The sequence below is a fragment of the Acinetobacter towneri genome (genome assembly GCF_001758345.1).
Taxonomy (GTDB): domain Bacteria; phylum Pseudomonadota; class Gammaproteobacteria; order Pseudomonadales; family Moraxellaceae; genus Acinetobacter; species Acinetobacter towneri_A.
In genome coordinates, this window is sequence record NZ_MKQS01000009.1 from 22,927 (window position 1) to 43,501 (window position 20,575).

Here is a 20,575-nt window from a genome sequence, read left to right on the forward strand (position 1 = left end):
TTATACGAACTATTGAACATATTATATCTATTTTACATGCTGTAAAGTCAGTCTAATCAGTAAGTGGATGAAAACTAAGGAGGCTTTATGAAACTAGATTATGTGATCGTTGCCGGAGGGTGTTTTTGGGGTCTCGAAGACCTCCTTAGGAGTCTGGACGGTGTGACGTCAACGAAGGTGGGCTACTCTGGCGGAGATTTTGATGATCCTACCTACGCCGATATTATAACAGGGAAAACGGGGCACGCCGAAGCGGTTCGCGTGGAATACGACCAAGACGAAATATCTCTCGAAGAGATTCTACATTACTTTTTCAAAATCCATGATCCGACTACGAAGAATCGCCAAGGAAATGATGTTGGCACTTCGTATCGCTCGGCAGCGTTCTATCGTGACGATGCACAGAAAGCGATTATCGAAAACGTGATTGATGAGGTCAATGAGATCGGTCGCTTCGAGAATCCCGTGGTCACGACGGTAGCCTTGGAAAAAGAGTTTTATGACGCTGAGGAGTATCACCAAAACTATTTGAAGAAGAATCCCCACGGGTACACGTGCCATTTTGAGAGAGATTAAACCATGAATCAAACGAAAGAGGAAAAAATGAAAGAACTTAAGAACGTTGTCATCTACACAAAAGACCATTGTCCGTTTAGTAAACGCGTGAAGGAGTACTTAACTTCTGAAAAAGTTGATTTTAAACAAATTCGCGTGGATGACGATCCCAAGACTTATGATGAGTTGAAGAAAAAAACCAACCTTCAAACTGTTCCGCAAGTTTTTGTGGATGGAAAATTCATTGGTAGCGCGACTGACTTCTTCGCGTGGATTGATAGCTAAAGAACAAACCCAAAAATAAAGGAGCAAATTTATGTTCAACTGGGAAAGCATTAACAACTATCTCGATAACGGCACTCCCGCTCCTCCTAGAAAAGTAGAAAAGAGCGAGGAAGAGTGGAAAAAAATTCTGACGCCCGCTCAATTTAATGTCATGCGGAAGAAAGGCACCGAGCGCCCTCACACTGGGGAACTCTGTTCATTTTATGAGGCAGGACGGTATGCCTGCGCGGGCTGCGACACTGAACTGTTTGATTCGAACGTTAAGTTTGATTCGGGAACAGGTTGGCCGAGTTTTTCTGAGCCCGTCGCCGACAACGTAATTCAATATGAACTGGACACGACTTACGGACGAAGAATCGAAGTGCTATGCAATGTGTGCGAAGCCCACTTAGGGCACGTTTTTCCAGATGGTCCTGAGCCCTCTGGGGCTCGATTCTGCATCAACTCGGAGTCATTGAAGTTTGTAGAATAATTTTTAAATCGAGGGGGTTTATGAAAGTGAACCTTTTGAAAAAAGGAGCCGTTCGTGTTGATTAAGCTGTTCGGTCATAAAGACTGCCATAAAACCAAGATTTACCAGTCGTACTTGAAAGAAAAAGGAATCGAGTTTGATTTTTTAGATGTTCACGAAGACGACGCGGCAGCTGATGAACTGCGATCCCTTTATACTACTGGAAAGTTAAATTTCCCGACAATACTGGTTGGGACAAAGAAGCTGAGAAACCCCAAGTTCAAGGATCTCGACAAGTGGTTGGAAGCTTCGATGAAATAACGAGATCTTTTTTTTGAGGATTGTAATTAGCTTAGTAAGGAGTCAGATCAATGATTATAGCAGTTGTCCGCAGTCGTGTTGCCAAGGAGCACGGTGGGGAGTTTGAAAGAAGATACGCCGAGATGTCCGCGCTTGTCGAAGCCATTCCTGGTTACGGAAGCCATGAGCGGTTTTCTTCTCCTAACGGTGAAGATGTTCTAATTGTCGAGTTCCTTACCAGAGAAGCTTTCGATGCTTGGGATAAGCATCCCGAACACAAAAAAGCCAAGATGCTTGGCAAAGACTACATTTTTGAATCGTACGACGTGAAGGTCGGAGAAGTTTTTGAACGGCACACAAAGCCGGAGGTGAAATTATGAAAACGAGAAACGTTTATATCGTAGGTGGAGCTCGGATTCCATTTATGAAATCTATGACCGCATATCGAGACGTCTCAAGTGAAGAACTAATGACGGCGAGCCTAAAGAGTTTAGTTGATAGATATAACTTGGAAGGAAAAACTGTGGGCGATGTAGCCTTAGGAGCTGTCATGCACAGCTCGGCTAACTGGAATTTGGCTCGTGAAGTCGTTCAATCCTCCGGTTTGCATCCAAACACTCCGGCATATAACGTGCAACGTGCTTGCGGAACGAGCTTGGAAAATACGATTCAGATTGCTCACAAAATTTCTAGCCACCAAATTGAAAGTGGCATTGCGGGCGGTGTTGATAGCAACAGCGATTTGCCCATTATGGTTAGTCGAACTTTCGCAAGAAAATTGATTGCGTTGAATTCTGCCAGAACGCTTGGTGAGAAAGTAAAAATCATTTTAGGAATTAAACCTAGCGATCTAAAGCCAGTGTTGCCCGCAGTGGTTGAGCCACGCACCGGAAAATCAATGGGTGAGCATTGCGAACTCATGGTTAAAGAGTGGAATATTTCTCGCCAAGAGCAAGATGAGTTAGCGCTGGCAAGTCACAGAAATGCAGCTCAAGCATATAAAGATGGGTTTTATGATGATCTCGTCTTTCCATTCCAAGGAAATAAGACCGATGGAATTTTGCGTGCTGATACAACTTTGGAAAAATTGTCGAAGTTAAAACCTGTTTTTGATAAATCAGAAAAAGGGACTTTGACGGCGGGAAATTCAAGCTCGCTCACAGATGGCTCGTCCACCGTTCTTTTGGCTTCCGAAGAAGAGGCTAAAAAGAATAATTGGCCGCTGTTGGCCAAGATTGTGGATTCTCATACTTCTGCCGTGGATTACGTCGCTGGCGAAGGTTTGCTCATGGCTCCAACTGTGGCGGTCAGTGAATTATTGAAGCGAAACGGCTTAAAGCTTCAGGATTTTGATTTTTACGAAATTCACGAGGCGTTCGCTGGACAAGTGCTCTGCACGATGAAGGCGTGGGAGTCTGCTGAATACTGCAAAACACGTTTGGGACGATCAGAGCCTCTCGGAAAAATTGACCGCTCGAAGCTAAATGTCCGTGGAAGTAGCATTGCCCTTGGGCATCCGTTTGCGGCTACTGGCGCTAAGATCGTCGGAGTTTTAGCAAAGATACTGCACTCAGCTGGTCCTGGAAAACGTGGCCTTATCGTCGTTTGCACGGCGGGAGGAATGGGAGTGGCTACAATTCTTGAAAGTTAGGAGAAAAATATGTCGGATCTAAAAATGAATAAAGAAGACGGTGTTGAAAGCTATGAATTTGCAACCCCTGAAGCAATCGAAGAAGCATTGAAAATCGGGAAGCTTAGTCAAACGGTTTTCGGCATGGGTTGCTTTTGGGGACCGGATTCTAATTTTGGAGGGACGCAGGGAGTAGTGCAAACACGTGTTGGCTACGCTGGAGCATCAACTCTGGATCCGAGTTACCGCAACATCAACGGACACGCCGAAGTCGTCAGAGTGATCTACGATAAAGACCAAATCAGCTACAGGGAACTTCTTGGAAGTTTTGAATCATGGTCTGTTCATGGTAGAAAGCAGGGCCAGTATCGCCAGATACTTTTTGTTTTTGATCTGGAGCAAAAACAAGTAGCTGAAGAACTGATTCAAGCGATTGGAAAGGAGAAATCTCCCGAGGTGATTGAGGCCGGAGAACAAAATGGTTATTTTTGGCCCGCCGAAGATTACCATCAAAAGCATCGTCTTCGCAGAAACAAACAGCTTGTAAGTCTTGCAGAAGTAGATTTCGGTCCTCGCTGGGATGAACATCTGTATTTTACTAAATTAAATAGTACCGATAGAAAAGGCTTCAGTCTCTCAAGCTGGCTAAAAAAGTTGTCTCCGGAAATGCAGAAAGCTTACCGAATCGGTTAATCTGAAATTGCAGCTGGCTAAAGAACTCTATTTTCTATATGTAAAGAATGTGACGATCTCCTTCACATGGAGTCCAAGAGAGCATAAAAAATCTGTGTAAGTCGTATTACCCATGTATTTGAAAGGAATAAATAATGCCAATATCAGACCAGCTTATCGACCGAAGCAAGACCTCAGTTTTTATGAGGTCTTGAGATCAGCGCAGCATGAACAGATCTCTTACAGTGTGGCGAACACACTGGTTTGATTGCGGCCTTGGGTTTTAGCTTTGTATAACATCTGATCGGCGACTTCGAGCAACTGCTTTTTGTCGTCAAATAAATCAGCGCTGGCCAAACCTATGCTGACCGTTAATTGTCGTAATAACCACTCATGGTTAGCCACTACCAGCCTTAACTTTTCCAGTGTTTTATTTGCGGACGCTGTGTCTGTGCCTGGCAGGATCAGCACAAACTCTTCACCACCATAACGGGCGAAAAAGTCATAGTTCCTGCTATGGCGCTGAAACAGAGCCGCGACTTGACTCAGTGCCTCATCTCCTGCGGCATGACCATAGCTGTCGTTAAAACTCTTAAAGTGATCAATATCAATCAATGCCAGTACAAAAGATTGTCCTGTTCTTTGCCAGCGAGCAAATTCAGCTTCAAACTTGAGGTCAAAAGCTCTTCTGTTGTTCACCCCTGTCAGCGCATCCGTCATGCTGGTATTATGTAATTGTTCGCCGACTTTTTTCAGCTCCAGTATGGCGATCACTTGTCTGGACAGAGCCTGCAAAGAGCTTATCTGCCGCTGGTTCAGCTGCTTAGGAACATGATCATAGACACAAATAGTACCAATCACTGCACCTTCGGGATCAATCAGCGGCGAGCCAGCATAAAATCGGTAGCCAGGTCCTGAAATCACCATAGCATTGGTACTGAATCTGTGATCTAAAGTAGCGTCAGGGACCACCATTACCGCATCAGGTGTTTCCATTGCATACACGCAAAAGGACTCTTTAATTAATACAGAGGTACGCGAAATACCAACTTTTGCAATTAGATTCAGCTTTGTGTCATCGGTTCGCGTCACCATAGCCACTGGTGCATCACAGATATAACACGCCAGTTCAGTGATATCCCGCAGGTTCTGATCTGCTTCAGCAGGTGCTTTTAGTGTGGTTTCTGCACTAGCTGTTTGAGCTAAACTAAAGGTCATGTACTTCTCCGTTTTTCTACTGCATTTTTCAAAGATCCTGCATAGAAAAATGAATTAAATCGTTGATTTAACTCTAGCATAGATCTGTCAGACTTGAAGTTATCTCTGTAGCAATGGTATTGTTTTGTACAATATTCGCCTGCTTGATTTGAGTTTTAGCTGTATTTATAAACTTTTGGCTTTTCCGGTCGCAGGCTCTATAATTTGCTCGTTTAAATCCAACTCTTCGTCTAACGTCATCTATTTAGTGTGCATGCGGCCTCCGGAGCATTTTCCGTGGCTTATTTTACCGAAGCATCGGGATTGCTAAATAGAGCTGAACGCTGTAATGCGCTTTCGAACTGAGCTTTCCGTAACTTCGGCATTAGTTCATGTACCTTGCTTACTGGATGTTGGTTGACGCGCAGCAGCACGTCCGTCAGATAATCGTAAACGTTAATAGCAGTGTTGACCTTGCTTTGAATGACGCCAACATGCTTAGCACCAAGCTCCGTTCAGCAGAATCACAGCCAGTTTTTCAGTTATCCCAAGTGTCACTCTCAGATTAAAGGCCGCCATACCGGATGTAGTGCCAACAAGAAAACTAAAACACAACTTCGCTGATCATCGCTGAGTGTTTATAAATCGTCTCCCATCACCGGTATCGATAAGCAGATAAGCCTGGTTATGCCATTAGCAGTTCTTGAAGCATTCCTGCTTTCAATGTCGTCAACGTGATCACGATTTGAGTTGAGATAACGACTCTGTTGCTGAAGACTCTCAGTTAATTGCCACTCACCAGATTCAAGAACAGCACCCGCTAACTCGGCACATACTGTTGCAAAACCATAAAGCGCTTGATTATCGCGGGTAAAACGCAGCGGCATCGTCTGGCCTTTTACAAGAAGGGACCATTCCAAAACTCTGTACTTACCTTTTAATCGGTTACTGACAAAAATAGTTATACTTGTACCGCTGGCGCCAACAACTAAAAAGCTCGTGATAGCTAGTCCTATCAGAGACCATAACTCTGGTTTCCCACTTAGTAACAGTGGATTAGGCAAATGACTCCTCAAAACGAGATCAGCACCAAGGGTCAGCGCTGTTTTATACACTGCTTGTTCTAATAATGGAGTTGCATTGACCAGTGACGCAACAGCATCACAACTATAAGGTTCTAGAACTGCCGTAGCTCTCAACCATTCTGTTTCATGGGCAATCGCCAACAAATTTGACCAAATTCGAACCAGTGCCGCTATATGAATGGAGTTTTCATCAGTCAGGACGGTTTGATTAAGCTGCTTATCCAGTTCCTGATGCCAGTATTGGTATTGGCTTGTCAAAAGTACAAACAACTCAGATTGAAGCAACTTATTATTAGTTACCGGTCTTATCCTATTTGACATCTCATTGAATAGTTGTATAAATTTTTTGTCTGCTTGTTGCTCACGCTTTAGCAGATCTTGCTGTTGTTGAAGCATCTGTAAATCGTATTCAATGGCCTGCTTAAAAAGTGTGAGTAAGGAACAGTGTTGTGATGCCCGATCTGGGCTTGAAAAGTCCAACATACACAAAGTACCGAAAGTTTTTCCGCTAGGCCAAAGCAATGGCAGGCCATAGTAATAACTAAAGCCTGCTGCAAATGTTGGGTTATTGTTTTCATATCGGGTACCGATTGCATTTTCAACTAGTAATGGCTGGTTACTGGAAATGACTTGGGAACAATAAGTGTTAAGTGCCAATGGAACAGGTTCACCGCAATAAAAAGTTGGTACTGACACACTGCCAACAGCCTGACAAATTTCGTTTTTATCTAATCGATTAATCAGCACACAAGGCACTTCCGCGACTTGAGCCATCGAGTTTACAATGCCTTGCCAGCGCTCTAGGAGCAGAGCGGTTTCTATGCTCAAATCTACTGCCATTTGTTCCCTCAGTATTTAAATAGTCCCCTTTTGCATCATTCGATCTTGTTTATCTCAGAGTATCAAACAGGAAACAAAGTGATTGATGTCAATCAGGGAATTAGCAGCATTGATGCATTAAGCGGCGCACATACACTCTAAGTAAAGTGCTTAAGTCTGATTATGGCAAGAAATTGTTACTTTGTCAGGGATAGTCAACACTTTATTAGCGAGAGACTTGCTTGGCTGACATTTAAGACAAATCGCGAGATTCCAAATCTGCCACCAACAGTCGGAACTGAGTAACTCACTTGAGCTTTAAAAAGTAAAGCATTGAAATATTTATGGTATTTATACATCCTACCTAGCTCACAGCAGAGTTTAGCATCGTGCATTAATATGACCTTACACTAAAAATACGTACTAGTTGACGTCTATCAAACTCGTTTACGAGATAGTGTAGTGGTCGACAAATTTTGGCCACATCGTTATTGCCTAATAACCGATGCTCTCTTTAAATGCGAAATGAGTAGTGCACGCATTTTTAGCCTTTTGGCAAAACGTTGATGTCTCGAAATTTTCAAGCGCTGTGCCTTGTTTATTTTCAGAAACGTCTGCTTTCAGTGAGTTCCTGATGCTCGGGCGCTCTAAATTATGGGTATAGACAATCTGATTTGCCCTATATTTGCAGTTTTTCGTGAACCCTTAATTTCACAACTCTTTTAATCTGATATCCAAAGTCTGCATCCATACATAGCCCCTACGTAAACTGTCTAATAAGTCACATTATACGAACTATTGAGCATGTTATATCTATTTTACATGCTGTAAATTCAGTTCCATTAGTAAATAGAGGCTTTGTTGCACAAACCTATCTGTAAAGGGTTTTTCAGCGATATAATTTTCAAATGAAGAAGCCTACACACAAAATCTACCGCWCAACCAATTGGCCCGCATATAACCGAGCACTCATGAGTCGCGGAAATATTGCCATTTGGTTTGATCCTGCTACGCAATGGTATGCGCCATCAAAAGGCAAACAAGGGCGAAATCAAACCTACTCCGACGCAGCCATCCAATGCTGCTTAATGATTAAATCCTTATTCCGTCTGTCTTTACGTATGGTCACTGGCTTTGTGCAAAGTCTGATTAAACTTTGCGGATTAAATTGGATAGCTCCAGATTACACCACGCTTTGTAGAAGACAAAAGCATATTGATATTGTAATCAGCTACCAAAAAAGTAGCGATGGGCTGCATCTACTCATGGACTCTACAGGCATGAAGTTTCTAGGTGAGGGCGAATGGAAACGCAAGAAACATGGACCTGAATATCGTCGCCAATGGCGTAAACTTCATATTGGTATAGATGCTAAAACCCTGCAAATACGAGCAGTTCAGCTTACAACCAATAATGTCAGTGATTCACAGGTGCTTGGTGATTTACTTAATCAGATTCCACAAGATGAGCGGATTAACTCTGTTTATACCGATGGAGCTTATGACACCAAGCAATGCCGTCAGGTCATTGCAGATCGGCAAGCGCATGCGGTGATTCCACCTAGAAAAAATGCGAAACCATGGAAAGATACAAAGAGTAGCTCGCTAGAGCGAAATGAATTACTTCGAACAATTAAACGTTTAGGCAGGACACTATGGAAAAAATGGTCAGGCTATCATCGGCGAAGTTTGGTTGAAACTAAGATGCATTGCATCAAATTATTAGGAGATAAACTCAGTGCAAGGAGTTTTGATAGCCAAGTGAATGAGATCCATGCACGTGTAGCAGTCCTTAACAGATTTACGGAATTAGGTCGACCACTTACCCAAGTTACGCCTTAAATTTGGCTCAATTAGGGGCGCTTTGCATTTCAAATCTTTGTGCAACAAAGCCGAGTAGCTCGCTAGAGCGAAATGAATTACTTCGAACAATTAAACGTTTAGGCAGGACACTATGGAAAAAATGGTCAGGCTATCATCGGCGAAGTTTGGTTGAAACTAAGATGCATTGCATCAAATTATTAGGAGATAAACTCAGTGCAAGGAGTTTTGATAGCCAAGTGAATGAGATCCATGCACGTGTAGCAGTCCTTAACAGATTTACGGAATTAGGTCGACCACTTACCCAAGTTACGCCTTAAATTTGGCTCAATTAGGGGCGCTTTGCATTTCAAATCTTTGTGCAACAAAGCCGCGCTAAGATCAAAAATAGATTAAACCATTCGATTAAAGTTCATAGATGAATTGTCCACAGACTTTATTCATACAAGGTTAGAATCAAACATAGCAACAGGGTGCGTATTGCGAGCAGGAGAGCCATTTTGAATCAAACCATGGATGCCGATGTAATTATTATTGGTTGCGGACAAGCAGGATTAGCCACGGCTTACTTTTTAAAACGGCAAAAAATCAATTTTCTGATCTTGGATAATCAAGAGCAGTCGGGTGGTGCGTGGCAACATGCGTGGGATTCTTTGCAGCTATTCTCTCCCAATACATGGAGTTCTTTGTCAGGTTGGTTAATGCCAAAAACTGAACAGGAATATCCGAAACGATTAGAAGTGATTGACTATTTAACAGCGTACGAAAAACGCTATCAATTTTCTGTGTTGCGTCCTGTGCAGGTCGAAAACATCATAGCTGAAGGCAATGATTTAATCGTTTGTTCGGCACAGCGAAGCTGGCGCGCCAAAGCGGTCGTGAGTGCAACAGGCACATGGAGTCAGCCTTTTATTCCAGCCTATGCAGGGCGTGAACGATTTTTAGGTACACAAATTCATTCGGCCCATTACCGCAATGCTGAAGCTTTTCAGGGAAAAAAAGTGATGATTGTCGGTGGTGGTAACTCTGGCGCACAAATTTTGGCAGAAGTGTCTAAAGTGGCTGAAACCTTTTGGGTTACACAGCAACCCCCAAGTTTTTTAGCCGATGATGTAGATGGACGGGTTTTATTTTTACGTGCCACGGAACGCTTAAAAGCCCAGCAAGAAGGTCGCAGCATTGAACAACCGATTGGCAGTTTGGGTGATATTGTGATGATTCCAAGTGTCAAAGATGCACGGCAACGCAATGTATTGCATGGCCTGCCGCCATTTGACTATTTAACTGAACATACTGCAGTTTGGGCAGATGGAAGTGAACAGGACATTGATGCCATTATTTGGTGTACAGGTTTTAAGGCAGCAGTGTCACATTTGCAAAGTTTGGGTGTGTTCAATGCACACGGCACAGTCGATGTGTTAGAAAATCGAGCACTACAACAGCAAAATTTGTGGTTGGTCGGTTATGGTGATTGGACTGGTGCAGCATCGGCAACTTTAATTGGCGTTTCCCGAACAGCTCGAGATGTGGCGGAGCAAGTCGCACAGTATTTACAGACAACAGTGTAAGGTCACCATTGTGACTAAAAGTTATGATTAAAAACTGAAAACAGCAACCATAACCATAAAAAAGCCCTCTGTAGTAGAGGGCAAGAGGGTAGCTCAAAAAATTTACACACCTTAATTATGAGGATGTGACAGTCAGGACTTACTGTTTTGGTAAATCAAACCAAATGAACTGGCTGTCTTCTTTGGCTTCAATCACAGCATCTTCAGCAAATAACAAGGCATCGCCTGCTTTTACGGTATGCTCACCAATGCTGATTTCACCACGAATCACATGCACATAGTTAACAGCTTGTGTTGCTGCAACATCTAGCTGTTTTCCTGCTTGCAATACTGCAGTTTTCACTTCTGCTTGTTGGCGTATATGCATTGGTGCATTGTCATTCGGGCCTACAATCAGGTGCCATTGGTTCGGTTCGGCATTTGGGTCACGCTGAATTTGTTGGTAAGTCGGTTCTGCATTGCGTACATTAGGTTGAATCCAAATTTGCAACATGTGCACTTCTTCATCACCATTGTTAATTTCGCTATGCTGAACGCCTGTACCTGCGCTCATCAATTGCCATTCACCTGCACTGATATGACGCTCATTGCCCATGCTGTCACGGTGGGAAATCGTACCATTTAAAACACAGGTCAAAATTTCCATGTTGTCGTGTGGGTGTGTGCCAAAACCATTATGTGCAGCAATACTGTCATCGTTAATGACACGTAAGACACTAACACCCATGTATTTCGGGTTGTACCAACTACCAAAAGAGAAACTGTGTTTGGTGTCTAACCAACCCATTTTTACATGACCACGATCTTCACTACGGTGTAAATAAGCATTCATGATCATGCTCCTATCATTTTTTTAACTTGAACTCATCTTAATCTTTTCACCGCAGTCGACCTAGAGGCGAACTGCAACGTGCCATTCTAAAATTGCAACATTTGCAGACCCTAGACATCTTTGGGTTTTATCGAGGCATAAAAAAACCCACATAAAAAAACGTGGGTCTTTTGCGGTTTAAAGCGATCACTGATTATTCAAGGAATTTTACAGTCACGCCAGAACGTACTTTACGACCTAAATCGTTTGCATCCCAGTTGGTTAAACGGATACAACCATGCGACGCCGTTTTTGAAATGGTCGATGGGTTTGGTGTGCCGTGAATACCGAATGATTTTTTACTTAAACCAATCCAGATATTCCCCACAGGGCCGTTAGGGCCTGGTGGTAAAGACAGCGGTTTTAAGTTTTTGCCCTGAATAAAGTTACTTGGTGAATAGCTGTACCATGGGTTTGGTGCAACACCTGTCACTTTATAAGTACCTGTTGGCGATGGAGTATCTGCACTGCCAATGGTTGCTGGGAATGAGCCGACCATTTGGTTTTGTTTGTTGAACAAATACAGTTGTTTTGCACCTTTGTGCGCCACAATCAGGTGAATGTCTTCAGGCAAGTCATTGCGAACATTGGTCACCAATAACTTTTCACCCACTTTGTTAAATGTCGCATTCGGATTTAATTTCTTTAAGAAATTTTCATCCATGTGAAATTTTTCACCCAACATTTCACTCACACGGGTATAGTACAAGCCTTTCATTTTGGCTTGTTCTGCGTAGTCATGCGGAATAGATTTCGCATAAGGACCTTTTAAGTCCGCTTCAGTAACCGTGTATTCTATAAATGCAGGGCGGGAACCTTGACGTGCAACCAGCGCATCCCAAGTTTCTTTAGTTAAAATACCCGTTGGACTAATGCCATTCATTTGCTGGAAAGATGCAATCGCTTTTAGGGTGTTTTTGCCACTGGTACCATCAATTGCACCTGGAGAAGCGTGTGAATTGTTCAGCATCACGTGTGCACGTGCATACACTGGGAACTGACCTTTACCAATATTTTCATACCAAGTGGCATTATTTAAGCCATCCAAAGTCCATGAAGCTTTTGGTGCTGCTGTGTTGGATGTAGCAGCCTGGCTTGCTGAACTTGTTGTTGGTGCAGTGCCTACATCGGCAGTGGTATCTTCAGTTTTGTGCAGATCATCTAAGGTTTTTGAAGCCTTATTTAAATCATTTTGTTCTTGTTGCGTAATGGCAGTGTTTGTTGCGTTTAGATTATTTTGTGCAGCTGATGCTTCAGTCGCTAAAGGATCAATCGGATCTTCAATAGCGTTATTGTTAATCACTTGTGGATTTAACGGTTGTTCAGCAGTAGATGCAGCAAAAGTAGTTCCTGCAAAAATGCAACTTAAACTCATTGCGAGTATTGTGCGAACCAACATGTAATTCAACCTTGAGAATTGTTTATTTACATAGATAAAAACTAGTGCAGTATTACAGAAAAACTAAGGAGATGCAGTAGTTGATTTGTGTAAATATGCAAGATAATTCCTTTTTTACCGCGACTTTTGTTTCTGTGATGTGTTCACATAAATATAAGCAGAAAAGGCAAGCCAGAAATGAAGTTATTAAAACCTCAACCTTTTTGATATGATGGCTGCAAGATTGAAAATGAGTTGGGAAAGTAAATGACGACCTTAAAAAATGATCGTTTTCTTCGTGCCTTATTACGTGAACCAGTAGATTGCACGCCCGTATGGATGATGCGTCAAGCAGGACGTTATTTACCAGAATATCGTGCAACACGTGCGCAGGCAGGGGATTTTCTTTCTCTATGCAAAAATACCGAATTTGCCTGTGAAGTGACTTTACAGCCTTTGCGTCGTTACGAATTAGATGCCGCTATTTTATTTTCAGATATTTTAACTGTGCCCGATGCACTAGGCTTAGGTCTGTATTTTGAAGCAGGCGAAGGGCCAAAGTTTCATAAAACGGTGCGTACTGAGCAAGACGTTGCCAATTTACCAAAATTTAACGCCAAGTCAGACCTAGACTACGTCATGAATGCGGTGTCGACCATTCGTTCTGCTTTGGGTGGACAAGTGCCTTTGATTGGTTTTTCAGGCAGTCCGTGGACTTTGGCAACGTATATGGTCGAAGGTGGTTCAAGCAAAGATTTCCGTTTCACCAAAAACATGATGTACGCACAGCCTGAAGTTTTACATGCACTATTAGACTGTTTGGCCGATGCAGTGACCGTATACTTAAATGCACAAATTGATGCAGGTGCACAGGCAGTGCAAATTTTTGACAGTTGGGGCGGTGCACTGGCCCATCGTGAATATCATGAATTTTCACTAAACTATATGCAGAAAATTGTCTCGGGTCTGCAACGTGAAAAAGATGGACGTAAAATCCCTGTTATTTTATTTACCAAAGGTGGCGGTCAATGGCTTGAGCCAATGATTGCAACAGGTGCAGATGCTTTTGGTCTAGACTGGACCACACCGTTAAATGTCGCACGTCAAACGGTGAATGGTCGTGCCGCATTGCAAGGTAATTTAGATCCAGCGACTTTATATGGTTCACCTGAAGCAATTGCCAAAGCGACACGTGCGATGCTAGATGATGCCTATGCCAATGGTGAAAAAACAGGTTATGTGGCCAACTTAGGTCACGGCATTACCCAATGGGTAGATCCTGAACGTCCTAAAGTATTTATCGACACGGTTCATGAATACAGTGCCAAATATCTATAATCACGTAATGATATAGATGGATCATTTTTAGATGTATCAGAGTAATTTCAGCTTCGGTCAGGTTGTCAGATCATGTGGATAACATGGTTAAAGTCAGGACTTGAGTTTTCGACTAAGGCAGCTTCGGCTGCCTTATTTGGAATTTTATTGCTGATTGCATTTGCACTCACTGCATCAATGGGTAGCCAGGAATATTTCGGATTTTTCCGTTACGACTATTTATTATTCTATGCCTTAATCATTCAAGTTTGTCTTTTATATTTAAAACTAGAATCTTGGGCAGAAGCAAAAGTCATTGCCTTGTTTCACATTTTGGCGATGATTATGGAAATTTTTTTAACCCATCCACAAATTGCATCTTGGCAATATCCTCAACCTGCTGTCTTTAAAATTATGACTGTACCGCTATTTGCAGGCTTTATGTATTCTGCAGTTGGCAGTTTCTTTGCACGTTCTTTGCGTTTGTATCAGGTATCTTTACGGAATTTGCCGACTTTTGGCAATATGATGACCTTGGCAGTGTTGTCGTACATCAACTTCATGAGCAAGTTTTTTATCCCCGATATTCGTTATGGCTTGTTTGCGTGGAGCGTTGTGATTTTCTGGAAAACCAAAATTCGTTTTCAATTACAACGGTTTCAATTACAACTGCCGATGTTGCCTGTATTGCTGCTTTTGGCTTTTATTATTTGGGTGGCAGAAAATATTAGCACCTTTTATCAAATATGGTTGTATCCAAGTCAGGTCGATGCATGGCACATGATCGGCTGGGGCAAACTCGGTTCTTGGTATTTATTGCTGTTACTGAGTCTGGTTTTGGTCATGAAAATTTTGGGTTATCGCGATTCCCAAGGTCAGTGGAAACTGAAAACTGAAAATCAGCAGTACTAAATCTAAATACGACCTCGAACATAGAGAATCTATCTTTAAACTTAAATCCAAATTTGAAGATAAAATCAATGATCGCTACAAAAATGCACAAAAATAATGCATGACTTTGGTTTAAATGTTTTGCGTTCTCAGCTACATCTCGCTATCTTAAAGCGGTGTAATAAATGTTACACAAAGCAATAATAATGATTCGAAGCATAATTTTTCGAATAATAAATCTCTGGAGTAAGGCGATGATTAAAAAATTAGCATTGGCTGCTGTCTTGGCAGTGGGTTCTACAGCAGCATTTGCAGACCGTGATGCAGGTTGTGGTATCGGTTCTCAAGTTTGGGCAGGTCAGTCTGGCAAAGTTGCAAAAATTTTAGCAGCCACCACCAATGGTATTTTTGCGAACCAATTGTTTGGTATCACATTTGGTACTTTAGGTTGTAGCGGTACAGGTACAGTAACTGCACAAATTGTGACATTTACCAATGAAAATGCTGAAACATTGGCACGCGACATGGCAGTTGGTGAAGGCGAAAGCTTAAATGTATTGGCTGAATTGTTAAGCATTAAAGCGGAAGATAAAGCACATTTCTTTGCGGTTTCTAAGCAAAACTTTGCATCTATTTATTCTGCAGAAAACCAGACTTCTTTAGAAGTATTGGCATCTTTACAGAACGTGATGGCAAATGATGATGTATTAAAAGCATACGTTTAAGTTTGAATAAAAGCCCTGCATTATTCGCAGGGCTTTTTTATAGCACAAGAATACATTTAAGCCTGAATATGTATATAAAATTTATAAAATGTCCATGAAATCCATTATTTTAAGTAGTTTAGTTTTTTTATCTCCTACGATTTTTGCGTTATCTCCCGAAACATCTCCAACACAGATTCAGCCACTTTCAGTGACTTCTGCACCACAAAATACAAATAAATTTGCAATATCTGCAGCACATTATGTGCAAAAAGCCAAAGACTTACACTTGGCAGAACAGGTGACTTGGCAGCGTTTAATGTATGCACAGCAAGGCAAAAGTGAAGTGCAATATGCAGGCTATTTTGTGTCGGAACAAGGTGGAAGCAATTTAGACCAAGAGTTACTTCGCAATGTTCAGGCATTATTTGAAAAAGTACCTGCCAATCAATCGGTGCATTGCAAATTTCCTGCACGTAGTCGCTGGTTGGTTGAACAATTACAAATTCCTCAACAAGATTTGGCACAGGTGAAATGTCCTGAACTGGATGAATGGATTGGACAAATTAAACCTTATAAAGCGGTGCTAATTTACGCCACAGACTTTATGGGCAATCCAAGTTCTATGTTTGGGCATACTTTATTGCGCTTAGACCCGAAAGACCAAAAACAATTGGACTTAATTTCCTATGCGGTCAATTATGCGGCCACCGTAACTGGGAGTGAAGGTTGGTCTTATGCGTGGAAAGGGCTTACAGGGCAGTACCCAGGTGAATACTCACTGATGCCGTATTACCGCAAAGTAAAAGAATATGGCGATTTAGAAAGCCGTGATTTATGGGAATATGAACTGGCACTGAATGAACAAGAAACCACATTTTTAGTGCAGCACATTTGGGAAATGAAGCATGTGCAATTTCCGTATTATTTTATTAGTGACAACTGTGCCTATCGCTTATTGGGTTTAATGGATTTGGTGCGCCCTGAACTCAATTTACAGCAGCAGTTTAAAGTCGCATCTATTCCAATTGAAACACTAAAAGTCGTAGAGCAGGAAAATTTAGTGGCCGATGTAGTGTATCGTCCTGCTTTGGAAACTCAGTTATTGGCGCAAGCCAGACAACATGGTACAGCGTTGGCAAAAACTGCCCATCAAGTGGCCGAAGCAGAACCTGAAAATGTGGCGGCAATTTTGCAAAATCACAGCCAAAGCGATCAAGCTAAAATTCTGGAAATGGCCTATGACGATTTGTATCTGAAGCTGATTGGACGCAAAATTGAAGCCAAAGCTGCACAACCGCGACTTAGACAAATTTTAAGTTCAAGAAGTCAGATCAATTTAGAAAAACAACGTCAGGATGTCGCACGCCCTCAGGTTGATCCTGTGCAGGGGCATCATTCACGTAACTTTGCTGTACGTACTGGAGAAGTTCAAGGCAAGCCATTTTTTGAGTTGAGTCATCGACAGGCTTACCATGATTTACTTGATCCACAAGGTGGTTTTCGTACAGGCACACAGCTCAACTTTTTAGAAGCTTCGGTGCAATATCGTGAAGATCGCTTAAAACTGAATCAGTTAGATTTACTTTCAGTGAATTCTTATAACCCGGTGACCGCATTTAAAACAACACTAAGTTGGGGCTTTAATTTGGGTTGGCAGCAAGAAGCCTTAAATTCGCATGGGGCTTTTAGTGAAACGGAACAACATGGTGTTTTGAGTTTAAAAACACAGTTTGGTTATAGCGTGGCTAATCAAGCGCGTGAGCAGTTGTGTTATGCGCAAATTCAAAATCATGTGCAAGCGGGTAAGGCTTTAGACAAAGGTTGGCGTGTTGGAGTTGGCCCAACACTGGGTTGTCAAAATATTTGGTCTGTGCGAGTGAATAGTTTAGTTCAGCTTGAATTACCTTATTGGGAAGATCGTCATCAATGGCAATTTAAGCTGAACAGCCAGTTGCAATATGTACTCAACCTCCAGCATGTATTGCGATTAGGTTGGGAATATCAACAACAGTATAAACAAGATTGGAATAAGACTAGTTTAGGCTATGTTTATTTTTTTTAAAATATTTATAAAAATTTGATTTATATAACAAAAAAATAAATTTCAATTGTATTATTTCTTAAATTCGTTAGAATTTGAGCGTTTAGGCAGTGGTTGGATGGTTGTTGGAATGTCTCAAGAATGTATGCGCGAACTCGCAGATCAGTGGAAAATAATTTGCGAGCAGTATAGCCAAGCTGATTTAGAAGCTACATTTCAGTTTGTTCAACGCCATGCAGATGCATTTGTACTCGAATTCTACAAACAAATGATGCTAGAAGAACAAGCCTTAGAGTTCCTTTCGGTTGAAATGGTACAAAATCGTTTAAAGAACTCGTTGCATCAATGGTTAGTCTCAAGCTTTGAAGTACCATTCAAGCAAAATTATTTAGAAATTGTAGAAAAACAATTTAAAGTAGGCGATGTGCATGCACGTGTACAAATTCCATATTGGCTGATTATTCGTGGTGTGCGTATTATTATTAAAAAAGCATTTGTTTTTTTAGCGCAAGAAGCTTATACCAATCTCAATCAAATTAATTATTTATGCCAAATTCTGTGTTTTGCCACAGAAATTATGTGTCGATCTTATGAAATGAAGGTCGAAGTTCATAATGATATGAAACACACCTATCGCTTATTTTCAGCCATGCAAGATGTTGCTGTACAAAAAGACCGACAACGCGGGACTTTGCTGGATTGGGAAAATGAGTTGATGTTTCAAGTCGTCTCAGATAATCATAATTTACAACAGCCTATATTATCTAAAACTGAATTTGGTTTGTGGTTTATTCATAAAGCGGCTTATGCTTTTTCTAATACAGAACAGGTCGGTACGATTACAGAACGTATTTATCAGGTCGATGAGCTGATTCAACAAATTAAAAGCTGTGAAAATCAGGCTCAGGTTGTGGAAATGATTCAACTGATTCGTGCTAAGAATCGTGAGATTTTGTACTTAATTGATCAGATTTTTCAGGTGTCTGAATATATCAGTTCGGGCAATGATGCCTTAACCCAACTGCTTAACCGTCGTTATTTAAGTACAATTGTGGCGCGTGAAATTAATTTTGCCCGTAAACATAAAACACGGCTGACCATTCTTGCAATTGATGCTGACCATTTTAAATATATTAATGATCGTTATGGACACGCGGCAGGGGATGAAGCACTGCAGTTTTTAGCAGACTCAATTTTGCAATATACCAAAGGTAGTGACTATGCCTTCCGTATTGGTGGAGAAGAATTTTTATTGTTACAGGTCGATACCAATGTAGAGCGGGCTGTAAAAGTTGCAGAAAATATTCGCAGACGAATTGCTGAAAGAACGGTAAATACCTCAACAGGTGCAAGTTTTAATTTTACCGTCAGTATAGGCGTATTTGAATATGATGGTCATCCAGACTATCAACGCTTCTTGGATTCTGTAGATAAAGCATTATACGTTGCAAAAAATAATGGTCGTAATAATGTTTATATGGGCTAAATATGAAGATGTATTAATCTAAAATCAAAAAAATCCCGAACATAAATTTCGGGATTTTTTTGTTTGATTGTGGAACTTAGCCACAATTTAAAAACTTTCAGGCACCGCACTTAAAAACTCACGACGGGCTTCTTTATCGGTTTTAAAGTCACCTACAAAAGACACGGTACGTGTGGTCGATTCCTGTTTGCCTACACCACGCATCATCATGCACATGTGGGCTGAATCAATCACCACAGCAACACCGCGTGCTTTAGTTACTTCAGCCACGGCTTCTGCAATTTGCTGAGTCAGGTTTTCCTGAATTTGCAAACGACGAGCAAACATTTCGGTAATGCGGGCAAATTTAGACAAGCCCAATACATTGCCTTCTGGTAAGTAGGCAATATGCACACGACCATAAAATGGCAATAAATGGTGCTCACATAGTGAGTAGAACTCAATATTTTTAACCAACACCATTTCACGGTTGTCGGATGGAAACACTGCATTATTGGTGACTTCGGCTAAAGTTTGGCTATAACCTGAAGTTAAATACGAAAAAGCTTTAGCAGCACGCATCGGCGTATCTTTTAGACCTGGACGATTAAGATCTTCACCAACGGCGGTTAGGATGTTTGCGTAGGATTGCTGCATAGACATAAGACGTGTTCACTTACACTGATATTGAACAAGGACTGCATTGTAACAGAAAACTATTACAATGCCCTGTTTAAAAGATGAATCCGATTACTGTTTAAACTTTGGGTTCTTTTCACTGCGTTTAAGCAACACTAAAACAGCACCTGTACCACCTTGTTTTTCAGGCGCACTGACAAAAGCCAAAACATCTCGATGCTGACGCAGCCAACCATTCACATAGGTTTTTAAAATGGCTTTAGGGCCTTTACCATGTACAATTTTAATCACGTTCTGGTTTTCATCTTTGGCCATTTGAATGATTTGCAACACCGCTACCCGCGCTTCTTCTACGGTACAGCCATGTAAATCCACAGCTTCAAACCAACGTAAGTTGCCTGCTTTTAAATCTTCAAAGACTTTATGTTGCAAAGTTGCAATACGATAGCTCAGCGAAGCTTGGCTACCTACAGGGTTAAGCATGGCTTGAGTATCTGACAGAAATGTGTCATCGGTTTGCATAGGTCCTATAGCAGCTGCACGTTTGGCCAGCGTTTGGGCATCGGGTTTTTTCTTGGCAGTGTTTTCGATTTTTGCAATATTGCCTGCATCCATTTTTTGAACGCCTTGCATTTGCTGACGAAACAAAGCGAGATCATCTTCCTGTTGTTGCTCAGGCGTCTGAACTTTGGGTTCAGACGGCTTGGCAATACTTGAAGTGTGAGGCTGAGTGATTTGCTTTTTAAAAGATTTTAGTAAATTGTACTGTTCTTTAGAAAGAGAGGAGTCGTGTTTACTCATAATCAAACAAAAATAGAAATGATGATTTATACTATATGATTTTGGCTTTTATTTTTACAAAATTTATTTTTGATTGAGGGAAT

The 20,575-nt window shown here is 41.5% G+C and carries 20 protein-coding genes and 1 pseudogene; 15 read left to right on the forward strand and 6 right to left on the reverse strand.

Going from position 1 to position 20,575, the window contains the following annotated elements:
* Nucleotides 1-87 precede the first annotated feature (87 nt).
* Genes msrA through BJN41_RS06345 form a run of 7 tightly spaced genes read left to right on the forward strand, consistent with a single transcriptional unit; the run spans nt 88 to nt 3,914 of the window.
* Entirely contained in the window at nt 88-576 is a 489-nt protein-coding gene (gene msrA, locus BJN41_RS06315) for a peptide-methionine (S)-S-oxide reductase MsrA (protein WP_000762837.1), read from the forward strand.
* 3 nt (nt 577-579) lie between these two features.
* A complete protein-coding gene (locus tag BJN41_RS06320; RefSeq protein WP_001076938.1) occupies nt 580-840 on the forward strand; it encodes a glutaredoxin in 261 nt (86 codons plus the stop codon).
* A 31-nt stretch (nt 841-871) separates the two neighbouring features.
* Entirely contained in the window at nt 872-1,312 is a 441-nt protein-coding gene (msrB, locus tag BJN41_RS06325; protein WP_000483554.1) for a peptide-methionine (R)-S-oxide reductase MsrB, read from the forward strand.
* 54 nt (nt 1,313-1,366) lie between these two features.
* Nucleotides 1,367-1,612 (forward strand): glutaredoxin family protein, encoded by a 246-nt coding sequence (locus BJN41_RS06330; RefSeq protein WP_000905740.1) that lies wholly within the window; start codon nt 1,367-1,369, stop codon nt 1,610-1,612.
* A 50-nt stretch (nt 1,613-1,662) separates the two neighbouring features.
* Nucleotides 1,663-1,971 carry an antibiotic biosynthesis monooxygenase family protein gene (locus tag BJN41_RS06335; protein WP_000582514.1) on the forward strand — a complete coding sequence of 103 codons (309 nt, stop codon included), beginning with the start codon at nt 1,663-1,665 and terminating at the stop codon, nt 1,969-1,971.
* Nucleotides 1,968-3,242 carry an acetyl-CoA C-acetyltransferase gene (locus BJN41_RS06340; protein WP_000857678.1) on the forward strand — a complete coding sequence of 425 codons (1,275 nt, stop codon included), beginning with the start codon at nt 1,968-1,970 and terminating at the stop codon, nt 3,240-3,242. The genes BJN41_RS06335 and BJN41_RS06340 overlap by 4 nt, the downstream gene beginning before the upstream one ends.
* A gap of 9 nt (nt 3,243-3,251) precedes the next feature.
* Nucleotides 3,252-3,914 (forward strand): peptide-methionine (S)-S-oxide reductase MsrA, encoded by a 663-nt coding sequence (locus BJN41_RS06345; RefSeq protein ID WP_001281573.1) that lies wholly within the window; start codon nt 3,252-3,254, stop codon nt 3,912-3,914.
* 219 nt (nt 3,915-4,133) lie between these two features.
* On the opposite strand, the gene BJN41_RS06350 is transcribed toward BJN41_RS06345, so the two are convergent.
* Nucleotides 4,134-5,111: a sensor domain-containing diguanylate cyclase gene (locus BJN41_RS06350; protein WP_002119794.1), complete on the reverse strand. Its 978-nt coding sequence runs from the start codon at nt 5,109-5,111 to the stop codon at nt 4,134-4,136.
* 617 nt (nt 5,112-5,728) lie between these two features.
* Nucleotides 5,729-7,015, reverse strand: a complete 1,287-nt coding sequence (locus BJN41_RS06355; protein WP_000257537.1) for a GAF domain-containing protein — start codon at nt 7,013-7,015, stop codon at nt 5,729-5,731.
* 887 nt (nt 7,016-7,902) lie between these two features.
* Between BJN41_RS06355 and BJN41_RS06360 the strand changes: the two genes are divergently transcribed.
* The 3 genes and pseudogenes from BJN41_RS06360 (at nt 7,903) to BJN41_RS06365 (ending at nt 10,382) form a co-directional block, all read left to right on the forward strand.
* Nucleotides 7,903-8,835 carry an IS5-like element ISAba12 family transposase gene (locus BJN41_RS06360; RefSeq protein ID WP_070154054.1) on the forward strand — a complete coding sequence of 311 codons (933 nt, stop codon included), beginning with the start codon at nt 7,903-7,905 and terminating at the stop codon, nt 8,833-8,835.
* 59 nt (nt 8,836-8,894) lie between these two features.
* Nucleotides 8,895-9,134 (forward strand): annotated as a pseudogene (locus BJN41_RS15720) (transposase); the annotation flags it as partial.
* Nucleotides 9,135-9,326: 192 nt separating this feature from the next.
* Nucleotides 9,327-10,382: an ArsO family NAD(P)H-dependent flavin-containing monooxygenase gene (locus tag BJN41_RS06365; RefSeq protein WP_070154180.1), complete on the forward strand. Its 1,056-nt coding sequence runs from the start codon at nt 9,327-9,329 to the stop codon at nt 10,380-10,382.
* A 139-nt stretch (nt 10,383-10,521) separates the two neighbouring features.
* Here the strand turns inward: BJN41_RS06365 and BJN41_RS06370 are convergent, their stop codons facing one another.
* Nucleotides 10,522-11,214 (reverse strand): pirin family protein, encoded by a 693-nt coding sequence (locus BJN41_RS06370; protein ID WP_070154056.1) that lies wholly within the window; start codon nt 11,212-11,214, stop codon nt 10,522-10,524.
* 193 nt (nt 11,215-11,407) lie between these two features.
* Nucleotides 11,408-12,652, reverse strand: coding sequence for a L,D-transpeptidase family protein (locus BJN41_RS06375; protein ID WP_070154057.1), 1,245 nt, complete (start codon nt 12,650-12,652; stop codon nt 11,408-11,410).
* 246 nt (nt 12,653-12,898) lie between these two features.
* Between BJN41_RS06375 and hemE the strand changes: the two genes are divergently transcribed.
* From hemE to BJN41_RS06400, 5 genes are all read left to right on the forward strand, one after another.
* Entirely contained in the window at nt 12,899-13,969 is a 1,071-nt protein-coding gene (gene hemE, locus BJN41_RS06380; protein WP_070154059.1) for a uroporphyrinogen decarboxylase, read from the forward strand.
* Nucleotides 13,970-14,041: 72 nt separating this feature from the next.
* Nucleotides 14,042-14,860, forward strand: coding sequence for a DUF817 family protein (locus tag BJN41_RS06385; protein WP_070154061.1), 819 nt, complete (start codon nt 14,042-14,044; stop codon nt 14,858-14,860).
* 233 nt (nt 14,861-15,093) lie between these two features.
* Entirely contained in the window at nt 15,094-15,564 is a 471-nt protein-coding gene (locus BJN41_RS06390) for a DUF3015 family protein (protein WP_019837434.1), read from the forward strand.
* Between the two features lie 94 nt (nt 15,565-15,658).
* The gene (locus tag BJN41_RS06395; RefSeq protein WP_227515220.1) at nt 15,659-17,608 is read left to right on the forward strand and encodes a DUF4105 domain-containing protein; all 1,950 of its coding nucleotides are present in this window, start codon (nt 15,659-15,661) and stop codon (nt 17,606-17,608) included.
* Between the two features lie 109 nt (nt 17,609-17,717).
* Nucleotides 17,718-19,073: a diguanylate cyclase gene (locus BJN41_RS06400; protein ID WP_070154062.1), complete on the forward strand. Its 1,356-nt coding sequence runs from the start codon at nt 17,718-17,720 to the stop codon at nt 19,071-19,073.
* Nucleotides 19,074-19,160: 87 nt separating this feature from the next.
* On the opposite strand, the gene folE is transcribed toward BJN41_RS06400, so the two are convergent.
* Entirely contained in the window at nt 19,161-19,709 is a 549-nt protein-coding gene (gene folE, locus BJN41_RS06405) for a GTP cyclohydrolase I FolE (RefSeq protein WP_171062567.1), read from the reverse strand.
* Nucleotides 19,710-19,802: 93 nt separating this feature from the next.
* On the reverse strand, nt 19,803-20,492 hold the full coding sequence (locus BJN41_RS06410; protein ID WP_070154064.1) for a Smr/MutS family protein: 690 nt from the start codon (nt 20,490-20,492) through the stop codon (nt 19,803-19,805).
* Between the last annotated feature and the right edge of the window lie 83 nt (nt 20,493-20,575).